The sequence below is a fragment of the Salinivibrio sp. SS2 genome, assembly GCF_001722075.1.
Taxonomy (GTDB): Bacteria; Pseudomonadota; Gammaproteobacteria; order Enterobacterales; family Vibrionaceae; genus Salinivibrio; species Salinivibrio proteolyticus.
Window position 1 is genome coordinate 26,972 of the sequence record NZ_MEBP01000002.1, and the last position, 17,509, is coordinate 44,480.

General features: G+C 48.8%; 17 protein-coding genes. 9 read left to right on the top strand and 8 right to left on the bottom strand.

What is annotated here, in order from left to right; translation table 11 throughout:
- The first annotated feature begins 229 nt into the window (after positions 1-229).
- Positions 230-1,141, top strand: coding sequence for a LysR family transcriptional regulator (locus BGK46_RS00255; RefSeq protein ID WP_069586460.1), 912 nt, complete (start codon positions 230-232; stop codon positions 1,139-1,141).
- A gap of 5 nt (positions 1,142-1,146) precedes the next feature.
- Here the strand turns inward: BGK46_RS00255 and BGK46_RS00260 are convergent, their stop codons facing one another.
- Complete coding sequence (locus tag BGK46_RS00260) at positions 1,147-3,846, bottom strand: bifunctional acetate--CoA ligase family protein/GNAT family N-acetyltransferase (RefSeq protein WP_069586461.1); 2,700 nt, start codon at positions 3,844-3,846, stop codon at positions 1,147-1,149.
- Positions 3,847-4,114: 268 nt separating this feature from the next.
- Between BGK46_RS00260 and BGK46_RS00265 the strand changes: the two genes are divergently transcribed.
- Positions 4,115-4,597, top strand: a complete 483-nt coding sequence (locus BGK46_RS00265; RefSeq protein WP_069586462.1) for an SPOR domain-containing protein — start codon at positions 4,115-4,117, stop codon at positions 4,595-4,597.
- 226 nt (positions 4,598-4,823) lie between these two features.
- Positions 4,824-5,828, top strand: coding sequence for a D-alanine--D-alanine ligase (locus tag BGK46_RS00270; RefSeq protein WP_069586463.1), 1,005 nt, complete (start codon positions 4,824-4,826; stop codon positions 5,826-5,828).
- Between the two features lie 3 nt (positions 5,829-5,831).
- On the opposite strand, the gene BGK46_RS00275 is transcribed toward BGK46_RS00270, so the two are convergent.
- Positions 5,832-6,785, bottom strand: coding sequence for a tyrosine-type recombinase/integrase (locus BGK46_RS00275; protein WP_069586464.1), 954 nt, complete (start codon positions 6,783-6,785; stop codon positions 5,832-5,834).
- 213 nt (positions 6,786-6,998) lie between these two features.
- Here BGK46_RS00275 and BGK46_RS00280 point away from each other — a divergent pair, with 213 nt between their 5' ends.
- Positions 6,999-7,361: a DUF3319 domain-containing protein gene (locus BGK46_RS00280; RefSeq protein WP_069586465.1), complete on the top strand. Its 363-nt coding sequence runs from the start codon at positions 6,999-7,001 to the stop codon at positions 7,359-7,361.
- A 102-nt stretch (positions 7,362-7,463) separates the two neighbouring features.
- On the top strand, positions 7,464-7,787 hold the full coding sequence (yciH, locus tag BGK46_RS00285; RefSeq protein ID WP_069586466.1) for a stress response translation initiation inhibitor YciH: 324 nt from the start codon (positions 7,464-7,466) through the stop codon (positions 7,785-7,787).
- Positions 7,788-7,841: 54 nt separating this feature from the next.
- On the opposite strand, the gene BGK46_RS00290 is transcribed toward yciH, so the two are convergent.
- Together BGK46_RS00290 and BGK46_RS17530 are read right to left on the bottom strand one after the other, a co-directional pair.
- A complete protein-coding gene (locus BGK46_RS00290) occupies positions 7,842-8,726 on the bottom strand; it encodes a TPR end-of-group domain-containing protein (protein ID WP_084781167.1) in 885 nt (294 codons plus the stop codon).
- A 370-nt stretch (positions 8,727-9,096) separates the two neighbouring features.
- Positions 9,097-9,273, bottom strand: coding sequence for a hypothetical protein (locus BGK46_RS17530; protein WP_175418614.1), 177 nt, complete (start codon positions 9,271-9,273; stop codon positions 9,097-9,099).
- Here BGK46_RS17530 and BGK46_RS00295 point away from each other — a divergent pair.
- The gene (locus BGK46_RS00295) at positions 9,272-10,306 is read left to right on the top strand and encodes a Gfo/Idh/MocA family oxidoreductase (RefSeq protein ID WP_069586467.1); all 1,035 of its coding nucleotides are present in this window, start codon (positions 9,272-9,274) and stop codon (positions 10,304-10,306) included. The genes BGK46_RS17530 and BGK46_RS00295 overlap by 2 nt on opposite strands.
- A gap of 220 nt (positions 10,307-10,526) precedes the next feature.
- On the opposite strand, the gene chrA is transcribed toward BGK46_RS00295, so the two are convergent.
- Complete coding sequence (chrA, locus tag BGK46_RS00300) at positions 10,527-11,672, bottom strand: chromate efflux transporter (RefSeq protein ID WP_069586468.1); 1,146 nt, start codon at positions 11,670-11,672, stop codon at positions 10,527-10,529.
- Between the two features lie 467 nt (positions 11,673-12,139).
- Here chrA and BGK46_RS00305 point away from each other — a divergent pair, with 467 nt between their 5' ends.
- Positions 12,140-13,069, top strand: a complete 930-nt coding sequence (locus BGK46_RS00305) for a LysR family transcriptional regulator (RefSeq protein ID WP_069586469.1) — start codon at positions 12,140-12,142, stop codon at positions 13,067-13,069.
- Positions 13,070-13,080: 11 nt separating this feature from the next.
- Here the strand turns inward: BGK46_RS00305 and BGK46_RS00310 are convergent, their stop codons facing one another.
- Positions 13,081-14,223: a 1-acyl-sn-glycerol-3-phosphate acyltransferase gene (locus BGK46_RS00310; protein WP_069586470.1), complete on the bottom strand. Its 1,143-nt coding sequence runs from the start codon at positions 14,221-14,223 to the stop codon at positions 13,081-13,083.
- Positions 14,224-14,418: 195 nt separating this feature from the next.
- Here BGK46_RS00310 and BGK46_RS00315 point away from each other — a divergent pair, with 195 nt between their 5' ends.
- Complete coding sequence (locus tag BGK46_RS00315) at positions 14,419-15,087, top strand: hypothetical protein (protein ID WP_069586471.1); 669 nt, start codon at positions 14,419-14,421, stop codon at positions 15,085-15,087.
- On the opposite strand, the gene BGK46_RS00320 is transcribed toward BGK46_RS00315, so the two are convergent.
- A complete protein-coding gene (locus BGK46_RS00320) occupies positions 15,084-15,608 on the bottom strand; it encodes a nicotinate-nicotinamide nucleotide adenylyltransferase (RefSeq protein ID WP_069586472.1) in 525 nt (174 codons plus the stop codon). The genes BGK46_RS00315 and BGK46_RS00320 overlap by 4 nt on opposite strands.
- A gap of 207 nt (positions 15,609-15,815) precedes the next feature.
- Between BGK46_RS00320 and nadE the strand changes: the two genes are divergently transcribed.
- Entirely contained in the window at positions 15,816-16,655 is an 840-nt protein-coding gene (nadE, locus tag BGK46_RS00325; RefSeq protein WP_069586473.1) for an ammonia-dependent NAD(+) synthetase, read from the top strand.
- Here nadE and BGK46_RS00330 read toward each other — a convergent pair.
- Positions 16,637-17,191, bottom strand: a complete 555-nt coding sequence (locus BGK46_RS00330; protein WP_069586474.1) for an HD domain-containing protein — start codon at positions 17,189-17,191, stop codon at positions 16,637-16,639. The genes nadE and BGK46_RS00330 overlap by 19 nt on opposite strands.
- Between the last annotated feature and the right edge of the window lie 318 nt (positions 17,192-17,509).

Here is a 17,509-nt window from a genome sequence, read left to right on the forward strand (position 1 = left end):
TTTACTGTATGACAGTTCTTGTTGAAAGGAAATAAACCCGGTGACGATTTTGTGCTATATCGCTGATTTATTGTCTTTATCTTATCATCTGATAGTCGTTTTAAATTGGCTTTTGAAGTAGGAGTGCACTGAAAACCCTGCTAAAGTGTTAAGACTTTATAGGTCCCCATTTGCGTCGCACGTCGTCAGCTCCTTACGACGTTCCGTGATGTAGATTAAGAGAAGCACTATGTTGTCGTTTGAAGCGTTACAGGTTTTAGATGCCATTGAGCGAAAAGGCAGTTTTGCCGCCGCAGCGGAGTCACTTAATCGAGCCCCTTCCTCACTGAGCTATCAAGTTCAAAAGCTGGAAGATGAGCTTGGACTAGTGATCTTTGATCGGTCCGGTCACCGCGCGACATTTACCGACGCCGGCCATTTATTGGTAGAGCGCGGACGCTTATTACTGAACGCGGCCGATGAGATGATTGCCGATGCGGCGTCGTTAGCTCATGGATGGGAGCTCGAAATTCGGCTTGCCTACGACGGTTTGTTTAAAAGTGCGTTCTTTTTCCCGCTCATTGAGCGCCTTGCCAATAAAAGCAGCACGCGTTTGAAACTGTCAGAAGAAATTCTTGCCGGGTGCTGGGAATCTCTCGCGCAAGATAGAGCAGATGTGCTGATTGCGCCGATCCCAGCGTCAGTTCCTCAAGGGATCAAGGTACAGCCTTTGGGGGAAATGAGTGCGTACTGGGTTGCCACGCCTGACCATCCCATTCATAAGGAATCGCGACCTGTCGACCCGGATATTCGGGCTGGTTATCGGGGAGTTGCGGTTGCCGATACTGCACGCGGCATGCAGCCGATTACCTACAATGTGTTGGAAGATCAACCGCGTTTAACCGTCAGCTCGATGCATGATAAGTATCAAGCGATATTGGCAGGTCAGGGGATTGGTACTTTACCGTGGTTTTGGGTCCAAGATGACTTGAAAGCGGGTCGCCTTAAGCTATTGAAGGGCAGTACACCTTTCGAGTTAAAGATGGGACTCGCGTGGAAGCGCAACCGTATGGGCAATGCGAAATCTTGGTTGGTGCGGCAAGTCCCTAAGCTGCTTGCTCCCTATTTGCAAGCCGGTGACATTCCAATTGATACGCCGTAGTCGGTTTATGCATCTTGGTTTTTATGTAGTGGCAGCAGCATATCCACCACGCCGTCTGCCATTTGCACATCAATACTAAAACCGCACTTTTGTGCTAATCCAATCATGCCTCGGTTCGCTGGCATCGTCATACCGGTAATGCGAGACAGGCCGGCCTGTTTGGCGTAATCGATGATCGCAGTCATCAATATACTGCCAAGGCCAACGCCTTTTAAATCCGAGCGCACTAACACGGCGAACTCGGCTTCTGTATTTTCAGGATCGGCCAATAAACGGACCACTCCCCAGATTTCTTCTTGTCCAGAAGGGGAGGTATAGGTCGCTACTAGTGCCATTTCTCGGTCATAGTCAATCTGAGTGAGGTTGGCGAGGGCCTCATGGTTGAGTTCACCCACGTCAGAGAAGAATCGCCGATAAAGATCCTCCTCCGATACTTGCTCTACAAACGCTTTGTGGGTCGGCTCATCTTCGGGAAGAATCGGACGTAATAGCAATGTATCGCCATTTTTTAAGGTGACCTGCTGCTCGAGTTCTTTAGGATAGGGGCGTATCGCCAAACGTTGATGCTGACTACCGGCGTAATCACGCAGTTGTAGGGAGGCGTCTAATACGGTGAGCTCGTCGCCCGCGACTAATAGTGGGTGAATATCCAGTTCGTTAATTTCCGGGCAGTCAATAATCATCTGTGACAGTGTCACTAAAAAGCGGCACAAGCTGGGCACATCAATGGAAACGGGGAAGCCGCGCTGTTTGATTTTGCCAGACTTGATCGCGCCAATTACCAAATAGCGTGCTAATGCCATATTGAGCGGAGGGATCGCCACCGCAGCATCTTTGGTCACGTCCCAGTCCGAACCACCTTCACCCAATAAGATAATGGTGCCAAACACGGGATCATTAGTGATTGTCACTCTTAACTCTTGCGCACCGGCGCGGGGAGCCATGGATTGAATCAGTAAGCCTTGAATGCGTGCGTTTGGATACGTCATAGACACGCGGTCCAAAATAGCTTGTGAAGCATTCGCTACTTCAGCAGCTGTGCGCAAATTGAGCATCACGCCTTGTACATCCGATTTATGCTGGATATCCGGCGATCTCAGTTTCACTGCAACTGGATAGCCCACTTGCTCGGCAATTTGCGCCGCTTCGACCGGATCACTCGCCAGCCAGGTGGACATGACGTGCAAGCCATACGCTTCAAGAAGAGGGCGGACTTCATGTGTGGTGAGAGTGAGGTGCTCAATATCTTCGGCTTGATCGATAAAGGCGCGAACTGCCGGCAAGTCGTAGTCTGTTTGTCCGGTGGACGTGGGCGTTTCCATCAACTGCTTTTGGTTACGCCGGTACTCTACCAAATGCATGTAGGCGGTAACGGCGCTTTCTGGCGTACGATAGGTCGGGTAGCCAGCATGGGTAAATGCTAGTCGAGCAACGGTGGCGTCATCGCCTTCGCCTTGCCAGTTGGTGAGAATATTAAAACGCCGCGCGCGCGGATTTTCCTTGAGAGCAGCGATAATGGCTTTCGCGGTAGCCAGCCCCGGCGCCGTGACGGAGGGTGAATGCATGATAAGCAGTGCATCAGCATCATCACTCGCCAAGAGAATATCGATAGCAGCTTGGTATCGTTGTGTGTCCGCATCGCCCACGATATCGATCGGGTTGGTACGCGACCAACTTGCGGGTAATACCTGATTCAATGCTTCAATAGTTTTCTCACTAAGAGACGCCAATTTACCGCCCGAATCCATCAGTGTATCGACTGCCATGACAGCAGGGCCGCCGCCATTGGTAATAATGGCCAAACGCTCGCCACGTAAAGGAACGGAGTGTGACAAGGTTTCGACTGCGGCAAATAGCTCGTGAGTGTTATTTACGCGCAGCATCCCCGAGCGACGAATGGCCGCGTCATAGGCGGCATCGAGGCCCATGTTGGTATGGCTCAGTTGTTCCAAGGCCACCGAGCCACCGCGAGTGCGGCCACTTTTTAGCACCAAAATACGTCGGTTACGTGCCGCGGCACGAGCAGCGGAAATAAACCGTCTCGCATCACGGATTGAGTCGACATAGAGCAGAATGGCATCGGTTTTACTGTCACGACACAGATAATCCAATAACTCGGGAAAGTCGATGTCGCAGGCTTCGCCGAGTGAAATAAAGGTCGAGAAGCCGATTCGCTTATTTTTGGCCCAGTCTAAAATCGTGGTACAGACAGCGGCGGATTGAGAAATAAAGGCAATGTTTCCTTTATTGGCAGACACAGGTGCAAACGACGCATTCAAATTCAGCCAAGGCAGAATCATCCCCAGACTGTTTGGTCCAAGCACCCGCATGGTGTAGCGCGCCGCAATGGCCTGCATGCGCGAAAAGTGACTTTCGCCTTGCTCATTAAATTGCCCGCGCATGCCCGCTGCTAGCACGATCACTAACTTGACGCCACGTTCGCCCAGCTGTTCGATGAGGCTAAGATTGTACTCGCCACGGGTACATAGGATAGCTAAGTCAGGCACTAATGGCAGTGCTTCGATGGTTTTGTAGGCCAGTATCCCCGCAACCGCTTGATATTTCGGCGTGACGGGCATGATTGGACCTTGAAATCCCCCCGATTGCAGATTGCGAGTCACCACATACCCAGCACGGTTAGCTCGGTCTGAGGCACCAACAACCGCGATTGATTTGGGTTTAAGCAACTGATCAATCCCTGACATAACGCTCCCCCTTTGCGTGGCATGATAAGCCGAGAAACAGGACAGATTGTCAGCTAGTGTATCTATTCATGCTTGAATTCAGCGGTTTTTTTTAACGCAATGTGATCTGTGCGGAGCAGAATTTATTCAACACGATACACTGAAAAACAGGCAGGGGTGGCCATCTGTGAGCTGCAGCCGAAACCTTACGCCGCCACCTAAGTTTTTATTGAATGGTTGTTAGGTCGGGGGCACAATGACACAAACTTGGATAACTGACAGAATTGCAATGAAAAAATTGGCCTTATTGGCTGTTGCCGCGCTCTTGACGGGATGCAGCGGTGGCGGCGTCACTACCGAAATTTATAGTCAGACCATTGAGTCGACCGATACCCGTGCGACAGAACAGCCAGAGATGGCGAAAGCGGAGCCGATGCCACAAGCTCAGCCAAAGCCTGCGCCTAAAAAGCAAACGGTAAAACCCGCGAAACAAGGGCCGGGCTATACTATTCAAGTTGTGGCACTGAGTCACGATCGTGGATTTAGCGATTACGCTAAACGCTTACCCAGCGATCAGCCGCTTTGGAGCAATAAAAAAATGGTCGATGGTTTGCCTTGGTACACCTTGCTTTATGGCGAATACCCAACCCGAGATGCAGCCAAGCAAGCGATTCAGGCGCTTCCACAAACAGTGCGCCAATATGGACCATTTGTTCGCTCCATTGCGGATATCAAACGGTCGTCCAACCCACAAATGGTGCGCGTTAACTAAGCGCACCATTTTCTGAACAGGCCGGCGATTTGCCGGCTTTTTTGTGTGTGGTGAGTAACGCATAGTTGAGCGCCTGTGATGGGCTGCATTCACTTGTATAATTGACAAGCAATCGGCTATCAAAGCGGACATAAAAGCTGTTTGGATAATGAAAGCTAGCGAACAATTGTCTACTATGGCTTAAAAGTCAGCAAAATACGTGCATGGCACGTCTTGTGAGAAAATGATGAGTAAAATAAACCTTCTTTTGCTGTGTGGTGGCGGTGGCGCTGAACATGCGATTTCTTTGATTTCGGCTCAGTACCTTGAGTCACAACTGGCAAAAATGCCGCGAGTGAAAGTCCATAAAGTGGAAATGACCGATCAAGGTTGGCATTTAGCGGATGGCATGCGCTGCCATTTGGATACCGATGGCATGCTGTGTAGCAAGGTAGAACACACCCAAATCCATTATGTGGTGCCTTGTATTCACGGCTTTCCCGGTGAGACAGGCGATATTCAATCATTGTTAGAAATCACAGGTTTGCCGTATCTCGGCTGCGGACCTGAAGCGAGCCGAGTGTGCTTTAATAAAATTACCTCTAAGTTATGGTTTGACGCCCTCGGGATTCCGAACACACCTTATGTATTTTTAACCGATCAAAGCCCAAGTAGCTTGACTCGGGCACGTACTTTTTATGACGAGCAAGGGGCCGTTTTTGTAAAAGCGGCAAGTCAGGGATCCAGCGTGGGCTGCTACCGTGTGGCGAAAGAAGATGAGCTAGACGCGCGAATTGCAGATGCGTTTACGTTTTCAGACCAAGTACTTATCGAGAAAGCGATTAAACCACGTGAGCTTGAAGTCGCCGCATTTCACATGGGAGAGGATGTGATTGTCACCCCACCGGGCGAAATCAGCTGTCCTGAGGACACCTTCTACACCTACGAGGAAAAGTACAGCGACGGCAGCCACAGCAATACGCACATTGAAGCGGCAAACCTCACGAATGAACAAATAGAGGCGATTCAGCAGTATGCGCGTCAAGCGTTTGTGCACCTACGCTTAAAAGATTTGTCTCGTATCGACTTCTTTTTGAGTGACGATAACCAAATCTTACTTAATGAAATCAATACTTTCCCAGGAATGACCCCTATTTCGATGTTCCCCAAATTGGTAGAACATCATGGTTATCCTTTCCACGAATACCTCGCCCAATGTATTAGCAAGGCAACAGGCAAACGGATGATTTAGGCGCTACTCTGTAGGCTTTTTATGTCGGTAACGTGCTTTGGCTTGCTCACTGGCTTCGCGGTTGCCGACATATTGCGCCGGCATAGCCGGGCTTTTCCAACGGCCCAGATGTTGGATTTGCTTGATACTTAATCCCTGCTTTGCCAGCGCTTTACTGGCTCCCACGCGGGGTGATTGTCCAGAAAACACCACTGATTCCCCTAACACGTCACTGGCGCGGCGAAAAACGCGATAAATTGACGAGGGGTCTAACGGCGTGTCGCCTAAGTGGCCATGCTTATTAATTCGTCGCAGTAGGGGGCCTTGATGGATCCCACTGTACTCGAGCCAAGTAGCGAGTGTCACTGCAGTTTGTTCAGATAGCACAACCCGTTGCTCGCCAATCATCATATAGGCCTTTTCGCCGTCATACAGAACATCTTCTGCGGCGAGTGCAGCGAGTTCACTGCGTTTGAGTAAGCCCTCATAACACAATGACCAAATCAAAAGATCACGAATATCGCGTAGTCGCTTGCTTGACTGGAAATGCTCTCTAAGTGCTGACAGGTGTCTTTTTCTAAATGGCGCGGCTTCTTTTGCTTCTGGGAGTTTCGCGGCAAGTAACCGCGCCATGGCATATTTCACTTCGCGATGCTTACTCGGATCTCGCTGACGGTGTAAGCGATGTACCAAGCCTACAGTGACAATAATTCGGCGAATCGCCGATACTTTTCGCTGTTGGGAGGTGAGTTCCGCAAATCGACGCAGCGTTATCACTGCGCAGGGTAACGCCGTGACATGTTGGCTTTGACAAAAAGAAACAAAAACTTGCCAATCATTTCGATAGCTCAGTAGTGAGTTTCGACTATACCGAGACTCTGTCACGCTATCCCAATCGTCAATGGAGAGTGTGCCCTGATTAAATCTTTGAATGCTCGCACTTAAATTGTTGTTATCAATGGGATTAATCTTCTTCATAACGCACTATAACTTTTATTGTTTGTACCTATATTATCATCAACCACAGAGTGAAACTTGAAACATATCGCACTTTATATACTCACCTGTCTGTCAAGGTCTGAAAATGAGTGAAAATCCTCGAACTCAACGTGATAATAGTCTAAAAATTTATTAGGTTCGTAACTCATAATAGGTAGATTACTGTTGTGGGAACGGCATCAGGAGGAAACTATGACCCAACGCCTTTTTCACCGTGGTTACGCCATTGAGAAAGTAGAAGGCTCTGGTGATATCCAAGAGGTGTATCGTGCGCGGCTAGGCGGTAAAGTTGTGTCTGGCAGCTTAACTGGCGTCAAAAAGTCGATTGAGTGGTGGGTCGATACCAGCATGGTGACTGATCCTGCCGAGTTTGATGCGCTTGCTCGTAAACAAACCCGCCAAGTTGAAGAGTACAAAGGGTTTCGCCTGATGAATGACGATCCCGAGAAAGACGAAAAGGGCTGGTACATGATGGTTCGGGGAAATCTGATGAAAGGAACCTTACCCGCCCTCAAACTTTATATTGATCGCAACGGCGAAAAACTGCGCGCCTAATACACGCAATGTATACCAACCAATAAGATAAGCGGCTTTATCTGCAAAGCCGCTTTTTGTTTTGGTATAGTCTCACCAAGGTTTTCACATTACGTATACACCATGTCTGACAACAACCGATTAGTTTATTCTACCGAAACCGGCCGCATCAAAGAGGCACCGGAAAAGCCAGTTCGCCCAAAGGGAGATGGCATCGTTCGTATTCAGCGCCAAACAAAAGGGCGCAAAGGGAAGGGCGTTAGCTTAGTAACAGGGCTGGACCTTGAAGACGCGGCATTAAAACTACTCGCCGCCGAGCTTAAAAAGGTATGCGGCTGTGGTGGCGCGATTAAAGACGGCGTTATCGAGATCCAAGGGGATAAACGCGATCAAATCAAAGCCCACCTTGAGAAAAAAGGCCACACCGTCAAACTCGCCGGTGGATAAAAAACGGGCAGCGTATGCTGCCCATTGTCAGTGATTTGTCGTACAGCATGCTGACTAAGGATTACTCTCCGGATCAATCAACACGTCAAAGCGCTCGTTACCGTGAAGTGATTCAAAATCAGCTTCCTCACGAGCCGCCTCACGCAGCGAAGCACTTTCCGCGACTGCGACTTCCAAGTCGGAGATCGCTTGCTCTTCCGCACCAAGACGCGCATAAGCACAAGCACGCTGGAAGAGGGCGTTGGCATTTTTGTCATCCACCTCTAAAACACGATTACTAATACTCAACGCCCAGTGGTATTCACCCATTTCCATCGCGGCATCCGCTTTATGAGTAAGGGCTTCTAGATCACCAGGGCGAATTTTTAAAATCTCATTGTAGATTTCCATCCGTTGTTCTGGCGTTTGTGAATGCTGTGCGCGTAACCAAAGGTTATGGATCTCATTAATCCGTTCAATTTCTTTGTTATTCTCGGCGATGATACGTGTTTTACGTTTCAAATCGCGCTCTAGCGCTTGGAACTTTCGCTCATATTGTTCAGCAATTTCCGATAACTGTTGATCAGCGAGTTCTTTGGTATTGTTCTTGATATCACGCAGCGATTGCCAACCAACTAGAGCGATCAGTGATGCTGCGCCCGCAATCAAATAGAAAAAGTAGGTGACAGTGACATTGGCATAGTTAAGTGATTTGTCCGCTACGTCCAATTCACGGTCGGTAATCTCAACCACCATACGCTTTTCAAGAGCTTGGAAGTCTGTTCTGAGATTACGAATCTCATCCATAACATAGCGTTCCATCAATGGCTTGTCATAAATACTTTGTTCCGCATGCGACTTAGGTTGTGCGGGGGCTTGTTTGGCTTCGCCTTCATCCTCGGCAGACACACTGAAGCTGGTCAATGCGACTAACAGCCAAGCCACTATTTGAGCTCTCATTTTTTCCCTTATTTAACGGTTCGCGTACAAACTAGCAAAACTGTAGCAAACCTTGCAGCACCTAAAAAGGTCAACAGGCGGAAACTGCTGAGATAACACTAAATATAACCCATAAAAGATGATCATTTAGCTTATCACTGCGAGATTGAAGCACCTTAGGTCAAGCGGAGCATTTGAACTGAGTGGATTAAAGAAAGTGGTGATTAGCTATTTTATGGTAAATATACAATTACGTTGAATAGTCGTGTAAATACAGTGAAGAGGACAAAACGTATCGACGAGGAATGCAGGCGCTTGTCTTATTGATGCCAATCTTGATCTGACGGATATGTCATTTAACATAATATACATAATGCGCACTTGATGTATATTATAGCTCAACAGTGTCCGGCTTGAGCACTTTTAAAATAACGACACATCCGCGTCTCTCTAATACGTTCAGTCTTGATTGCACTAGCATAATCGATGATGTCGAGCGCGCCAATTGATCATCCTTGAGGTTTTCTATAGGGTTTAACCAAACACCGTCCATTTTGGGTTTATTCATGATTAAAACCGCATTGGTTGGCTTCGGCTTTTCTGCCAACACATTCCATCTTCCTTTTCTTCACGCGATGTCGCAGTTTGATATTACGGCCGTTGTCTCCAGTAAGCCCGAGAACGTCAGGCTGCATTTACCCCAAGCGACATGCTACGCAGATATTAATACGCTGCTTGAGCATGAAAGTCCTGATTTGGTCGTCATTACCACACCCAATCATCTGCATTATGAGCACGCACGCCAATCACTCGAAGCCGGTTGCCATGTTCTGGTGGAAAAGCCATTTGTCACGCGCAGTGAAGACGGTCTTGCTCTGGCAAAATTGGCGGATGAAAAAGGCCTAATCCTCTGTCCTTACCATAATCGCCGTTGGGATGGCGACTTTCTGACTCTCCAATCGCTGCTAGAAAACGATGAGCTTGGTGATATTAAAGTCATGCATTCAAGCTTTAACCGCTATCGCCCAGAAGTAAGGCAACGTTGGCGAGAACTGCCTGGCGAAGGGGCTGGTATTCTTTTCGATTTAGGTTCGCACCTGATTGATCAAGCACTAACCCTGCTCGGAGACCCAAACGCTATTTCGGCACAATGTCGCGCTTTGCGCCCGGGCAGCCAAACAACTGACTATTTTCAGCTCACGTTGCATTACCCAGATAGCGAAGTGATATTGAACTCTAGCCCATATCGGTCAGGTACCACAGAGCGCTTTACGGTACACGGCGAAAAGGCAACCTTCTCTTGCGACGGGTTAGATATTCAAGAAGACCAACTGCGTGCAGCCATGTCCATATTGGACAAAAACTTTGGTACTCAGTCGCATGAAGCAACGCTAGAGAAAGGTGACAGCGTCACTAAAATGACTTGTTCATTACATACTGGCCAATACCAGCAACTTTTTACTTTACTGGCAGAGTCGATCACACATCAACGCCCTTCCCCGGTGAGCGCCGAATCAGCGACTAAGGTAATTTACGCGATTGAACTTGCTCAACGTGCATCGGAAACCGGCAGCCGCCAGACATGGCAATATTCGCTATAAAGGATATCTCCACTACCAATCGCCCCAAGAGTTATAACCGCTTGGGGCACCGCACTTTCTGCCCACCACATCTAGACACCACACGGTATGATACCTGTTGTCTTGGCTACTGATATATCTTTGACCACCAGATAGTGTGTTGAATTTGTGATTAACATATAAAGTTATAGTGCATTAAGGGAGTAAAATAAAGCCCGAACTCATATCGGGCTGGAAGGCATCAAAAGAACCACTGGTAACCAATCATCATTAACAGCACCCAAAAAACCGATAAGCGCCATTTAATGAGTGCCACTAAGCCAACGGCTATCGGGATTAAATCAGTCCACTGGCTATACGCCGATACCCATACGGGTTGATAAAGTGCTGCCGCTAAGAGTCCGACAACACTGGCATTAATCATGATAATAGCCCCCGCCAATCTAGGCTGCGATTTAACGGCCTCCCACACGGGCAATACACCAAACATCAATAACGCACCGGGTAAAAAGATTGCGACTGTGGCGATAATACTGCCCCATATTGGCGATAGTCCTTCAACCGTCGCACCAAGATAGCTGGCCATGGTAAACATCGGACCTGGCACTAATTGTGCGGCGGCGTAGCCTTCAATCAATGCAGAGTCTGTGACAACGTCACCCACAATGGGCTCTAACAACGGCAGCACCACATGGCCGCCGCCAAATACAAAACTTCCCGCTTGGTAGAACAGGTTGAAGACTTGTACCGGCAGGACACTATTGAAAAGCCAAGGAACCGTGAGTAAAAATCCAAACAGGCTGAGAATGATCCCGCTGCGCCGTTGCGCGTGCGCCATCGATATCGAAGCCGTCTGAATACTGGTTTGTTTAAAACCAATAGCACCGATCATGCCAGCGAGTAAGATGGGGAGTACTTGGTAAACAACGCCAGACGGCGACACTAGTAGCCATACCGTGGTGACAATTGCAATCACCGCTGTAGTGAACGAGTGGATGAATTTTCGCCCCATCGATATAGTCGCGTCAATCACCACAACCACAGCCAATAACTTAGCCGCGCTAATCAGTGTGCTTATCCAACCCGCCGTATCATTGCTGCTAAACATCGCTGCTGCGGTTAATAACGCGAAAGAAGGCAACGTAAACGCGATAAATGCCCCCAATGCCCCCCAATAACCAGCGCGCTGATAGCCGATATACATGCCAAGCTGACTACTACCTGGTCCCGGCAAAAACTGGCTGATCGCTAAACCTGACGCAAACGTCTCTGCACTCAGCCACTGCTTCTCTTTCACAAAAACGCGCTCGAAATAACCGATATGCGCCGCAGGGCCACCAAATGACATACAGCCCAAGATAAAAAACTGCTTGAGTAATTCGATCATGTCCACCTCCAGCCTGAATTCTATCCATGTTAGCCCATGAATATAAACAGATATCATCGATTGATAAAATGAATACAATTAATAAATAGTTGATAATCATTCCCAGTAACTCCCTATCTGTAATTAAATTACAGCAACTGTAGTGAGTGCTTACAACTCACGCTATCCATTGTTTATACTGGCAAACAATAAGCTCAAGTTATTGATAAATATTTATTTTGTTTTGTTGTAGATAACAGGAAGGCGATAGGTGAATACGTTATTAGCCATATAAAGATTGAAGCGATAAACGATTTTGGCAGTTGGTGGGTTGTCACGTTTGGATAGTATTTTATGAAATAAGTGCAATACCAACTTTGAGTATCTTAACTATGACGTGACGGTGTCACTAAATGATACCCTGCTCTCCCGAGCTGGATTGAACTGTGGTACGCTTCTGGCTATCAACTTTCAGGGAAGCGTAAGTAATGCTTGATCACCTCCAACAAATTGTTGTTTTGGCTACCGTGGCTCAAGAACAACACTTCACCCGCGCAGCAGAACGGTTAGGGATTTCAAAGTCTCAAGTCAGCAAGCAAGTGCGTTATTTGGAAGACAGGTTGGGGGTGCAATTGGTGCAGCGGAATACGCGCTCAGTGTCGCTAACGGAAATCGGCGCACAATACGCCGACTATGGTGCGCAACTTATGGCAACGCTAGACGAAGCGGAAGCCATGGTGGCAGGTTATCGTGACGAAGTAACAGGTAAATTGCGTATCGGTGTCGCACAGTCATTTGGTAACACGCTGATCACTCGCAGTTTTGCCACATTTCGGCAAAAGTACCCTGCGCTCGATCTCGATATTACACTATTTGATCATCGCCCTAATCTGGTTGAAGAAGGCTATGATTGCTGGGTCGCGATCCATGAACAACCGCCGGAGGGAATGGTGGCTCGCAAGCTCGCAGATTGCCAATTTAAACTGGTTGCCTCGCCGGACTATTTAGCTCGGCAAGGAACACCAAGTCAATTAAGTGATTTGAGGCATCATGATTGTATCACTTATCAAAGTCGCGAACGCAGCTATGATAAATGGCCATTCAATAAAGCAGGCAATGGGCAAGTCGTTCGCGTATCGGGCCGCTACAACATCAATAATGCCCCTGCCGTGCTTGAAGCTGTAAAAGCGGGGATGGGGATTGCCTATTTAGCGACCTACCTCCTCGATGATGAACTTCAAAAAGGTGAGCTGGTTGAGATCTTACCAGACTGGCGTCCCTGCCTCGCGCTCCCGATTTATATCGTCTATCCTCGCCGCAAACATTTAGCCCCTAAAGTGCGCGAGTTTATCGACTTTATGCTCGAAGAAGTGGGCGATCCGCCCGTGTGGGATCGCCTTCACGCTAGCAATAAGTGACATTGTCACTCTTAATTTATCGATATCGTCGCTTGATCGCTGGCGGCACGTTGCGCATTGATCACCGGGTTCGCGTACATCTGACGAATATAATCGCGTGCTGCCTCGGGTGCTTGCGCCAACTTTTGTTCAAACAGCGCGCGCTCTTCGGCGGTAACACTGTCATGCGCTTCCCCCGCAGCGATATAGTTAGCAGGGTAAAGTCGATATAAACAGTGAATTTGGCGATCGATATCTGACGCTAGCGTCTCTGGTGTTGCTTGTGACACCGTCACGGGCGCACCGAAGGCGACATGAACTTGACGCTTCTGCCCCACAATGCCTTTTACAATGGTTTGAATATCTTCAAATTCACTCTTTTCATAAGCGCCCAAACGATTGACGGCATCTAGCTCAGTCGCTTTGTCTAAGTCGCAAGGATCATTTTGATATGAGATGGCCACCGGCACGATATTTAGCGCCTGCATGTACTCATCAAAGGATTGCTTGTTTTTGCGCCCTTCCATGTAGAACATCTTGAGGATGGCAGGATCGGTCATGTCTAATCCTGTTTTTGCACGCCCTTCACGCTGAGCAATCCAGATAGACTGGCCTTCATCTAATGAATGGCGTATGTACGCCGACAGCTGAGAGAGCGATTTCATCATTTCACGCGGCGCTCTGGCGGAGCGTTTGACGATAAAGCTCTTATTTAACTTCATCAGCTCGGTCGCACAGGGTTTACGCAATAGATTATCACCAATAGCGATACGCACTGTATCTAAGCCTTGCTGATGCAAACACCAATTGACCAGCGCGGGATCCATCGCAATATCACGATGGTTAGAGACAAAGAGATACGCTTTATCCGGCGAAAGGTGCTCGACCCCCGAAACAGTGACGTTGTCACATGATGTTTTGATCATCTTGCGCATGTAACTCGCTACATGCAGCTGTACGTCTTGTACAGTTTTAATGTTGCGCCACTTTTGGGTAAGGTAAAGTTTAAGTGCGGGCTTAAGTAACCACCCTAGCGGGCCCGAAGCATGAGGATAACGATAGGATAAGATCGCATTGATAAACTCATCGTCTTGGATCAAGCGATGAATCGCTGCAGGTACCTCATCATCATGATAAGGGCGGATGTCTTGGTAAGGATCGTTAACTATTTGCACGTTCTTCCGTTTCATTTGATAAAAACCGCGCCATTCTACGCGGTCAAACAAGGATTCAAAGTTAATCCAGCGACATTTTATAGAGGTTGGAGGTCAGACCTATACTGTACTCATGAGTTCCCTCAATCATATTGGGGCTTGACCTCTTGTTTAAAAGTGCTCAACATTGCCGGCCTGTAAAAATGAGAGCCAGACATGAAGTACACCAGCGAATACACCGCCTATCACCAAGATCGCCTCGTGCTTACCCCGCGAAAGCGTCGCCATACCGCCACTTTCTTATACGTAGAAATCGGTTTAGTTCTCGTACGTCTCGGTAAACACGATATTCCCGTGTACGCTGGCCAAGGCTTTTGGCTTCCGTTTGATTGTCTATACGCACTGATGATCACGCCACACACTAGCCTGCATCAGCTAACGGTATCGCCTAGAGTGACCGTGTCACTTCCTCAGTCTGCGGGCCACGTGATACCCAGCGCATTATTGCATGCCGGACTCACAGCACTTGAGCCGTTATCCGGTGCGAACCAAAACACGCCGGCAACGCGTCGCCTGCATGGGGTATTGCTCGATCAGCTGGTGACGCTATCACCCGCAATCGCAAAGGACGCTAGCTATCAATGTGTAGCGGCCTGTGTTGATCAAGCGAATGCTGGGCGGCCTCTCGAAGGTGACAACGCGCATTTTACCTTCCAGGCCTGCACTCAGCTTACCTATTCAGCGTTGTGCGAGTACCTCACTGTCCGCCAGTTAAGGGCGCAGCTTAAATCCGGCAACAAGTTGGAAGCTGCGGCAACGTCGCTTGGGCTATCTTACGATGTCGCCCTTGCGCTATCCGACGAATATCACGCTGTACTCGCTTAATCAGAGAACGAGAATGCTGTATCGCTGAGTTGCTTAGCAACACTTGGGGTCGTCAAGTCGTCGACTGGCAGCCCTTTTGCCAGCCGATCGCGGATATACGTACTGCGTACATTCACGGATTCTGGCATTCCTAGCACAGACCAACGCGCCAGGATCTGCTCACTGTGTGCAAATTGGCCGAATTTTAATAAGTTATCTGGCCCGACGACGAAAGTCAGATCGGCGTGGCAATAGTGTGCCTGCAGCGCGGTCAGCAACATATAAGTTGTGACAGCGTCACTATTTTTACCCAGCTCAGCTTCAAGGCGACAGCAGGTGGCCTGCGGCATGTTCAAATCGTGAATAAAGGCATCAACCCATTGGCAACGCTGCTCAAACGAGGCCATCGATTTTCCCCACGCATGCTTATAACTCGGTACCAGCAGTACGCGATCAAAATGCGTCAACTGTTCGATAACAGAAGCATGCCCGCGTGTGGGCGGATTAAACGCGCTGCCAAAAATGGCAATTTTTTCAGTCATATCATTCCTCTTTGCCACGAAGTTTACATGTATCTGCCTGATTGCGCGACCATCGGCGAAGCGGATCGACGTTATTGGCCATCTCGTAACCAGTGATAACGGTTAATCTTGGCGTAGCTATACCCAAGCTTTGCGAGATCATGCACAATAAACCCAATAAGAATCATCACGTCGGTCGCATGCAAGCGAAATCAAGAGGAACACAACATGGAACAACACATCCGCGAAGAAATGCGCGTTCAACCTTCTATCGATCCACAAGCAGAAATTGCACGCCGCATTCACTTCATTAAGACCATGCTCACCCGCTCGGGAACACGCAGCCTGGTATTAGGTATTAGCGGGGGCGTTGATTCTTCAACTTGTGGTCGATTAGCCCAGCTAGCCGTTGAGCAATTGAACGAAGAGATCGGCCGCAATCACTATCAATTTATCGCGGTGCGTTTGCCCTATGGCGTGCAAAAAGATGAAGACGAAGCACAATTGGCATTATCCTTTATCAAGCCAAGCAAGACGGTCACGGTCAATGTTAAACCCGGTGTTGATGGCACGCACAGTGCGGTATTAGATGCCGTCGCGGCGGTGGATCTGTTACCCGATAACGAAGGCACCCTTGATTTCGTCAAAGGTAACGTCAAAGCACGCGCTCGCATGGTCGCTCAATACGAGATTGCTGGACTAACTCAGGGATTAGTGATTGGGACCGATCATTCTGCGGAAAACATTACTGGTTTCTATACCAAGTACGGTGATGGCGCCTGCGACCTTGCTCCTCTATTTGGATTAAGCAAGCGACAAGTGCGCCAATTGGCTGCGGCACTGGGTGCGCCAGAGGTATTGGTCAATAAAATCCCGACCGCGGATTTGGAGGAGTTGTCACCGCAAAAAGCTGATGAAGACGCGCTTCAGCTGACCTATGAGCAAATTGATAACTTCTTAGAAGGCAAGCCCGTCGATGAGGCGGTTAAAGAGAGGATCATTCAGGTCTATCAAGCCACCCAGCACAAACGTCAACCTATTCCGACTATCTACGATATCGAAGCGTGAAGTTGGTGATCGGGATGCCGGTCGGCTTGCTGGCCGGCATCAATCAGCCCATCTAACTCCGTCCATAAATTGTCACATAGACCAGGTCGGTATACGGCCACCCGAAAGCCGCCATGCTCTCGTTGGTATTGCTGAAAACGCGGTGGACTGTGCTCACTGCTTGCGATCACATTGGCAAGACGGTCACAGGTTTTAACAATCAGGGCAAGCCATGCGGCGTCATCGCTAGGATCCAGTGCGATCAAACGCTGGTTGAGTGCCCGCTTTCTCTCATGTCGGGTCGGTTTGCGCGGATCGGTCACCAGCATAACCGCTCGCGCTATCGTTGGCCCAAAGCGTTCGGCGATCTCTTCGACACGCGTGGCGGTGTCTTCAAGAATATCATGCAACTGAGCGACAATACGTGCGTCCTCACCATATGGTGCAGCAATACGCTCTACATGATCGAGATGGCAGCGATAAGGCTGCGCACCATATCGTTGCAGCGCATGCCTGACTCGTGCCCACTCTCTTGCTTGTTCGACCGCGTGACTCATCCCCGACTCCCTTGACCTCTCTACTATTAAATAAATCAGGGATCCGGTGAATTGTATCGAGTAGGGTGAGGCGTTGCCGCCTCATCCCTCTCACAGAACCGTACATACGGACCTCGTATACGGCTCATGCACACTTCCATTCAGCATAAATGCTAAACACATGCCCTGTCCTTACCTGTTCAATATTAACTTTCCCCCCCTCCTCTAACCACTGGTTGGGCATTGCATACCTTTCTACCGTTCTCGCTTCATTTCTCCCACTTTTCCTTCTTATCCCTTTTCTTTTCTCTTTTTCACCTCTCTCTATTATTCACCTCT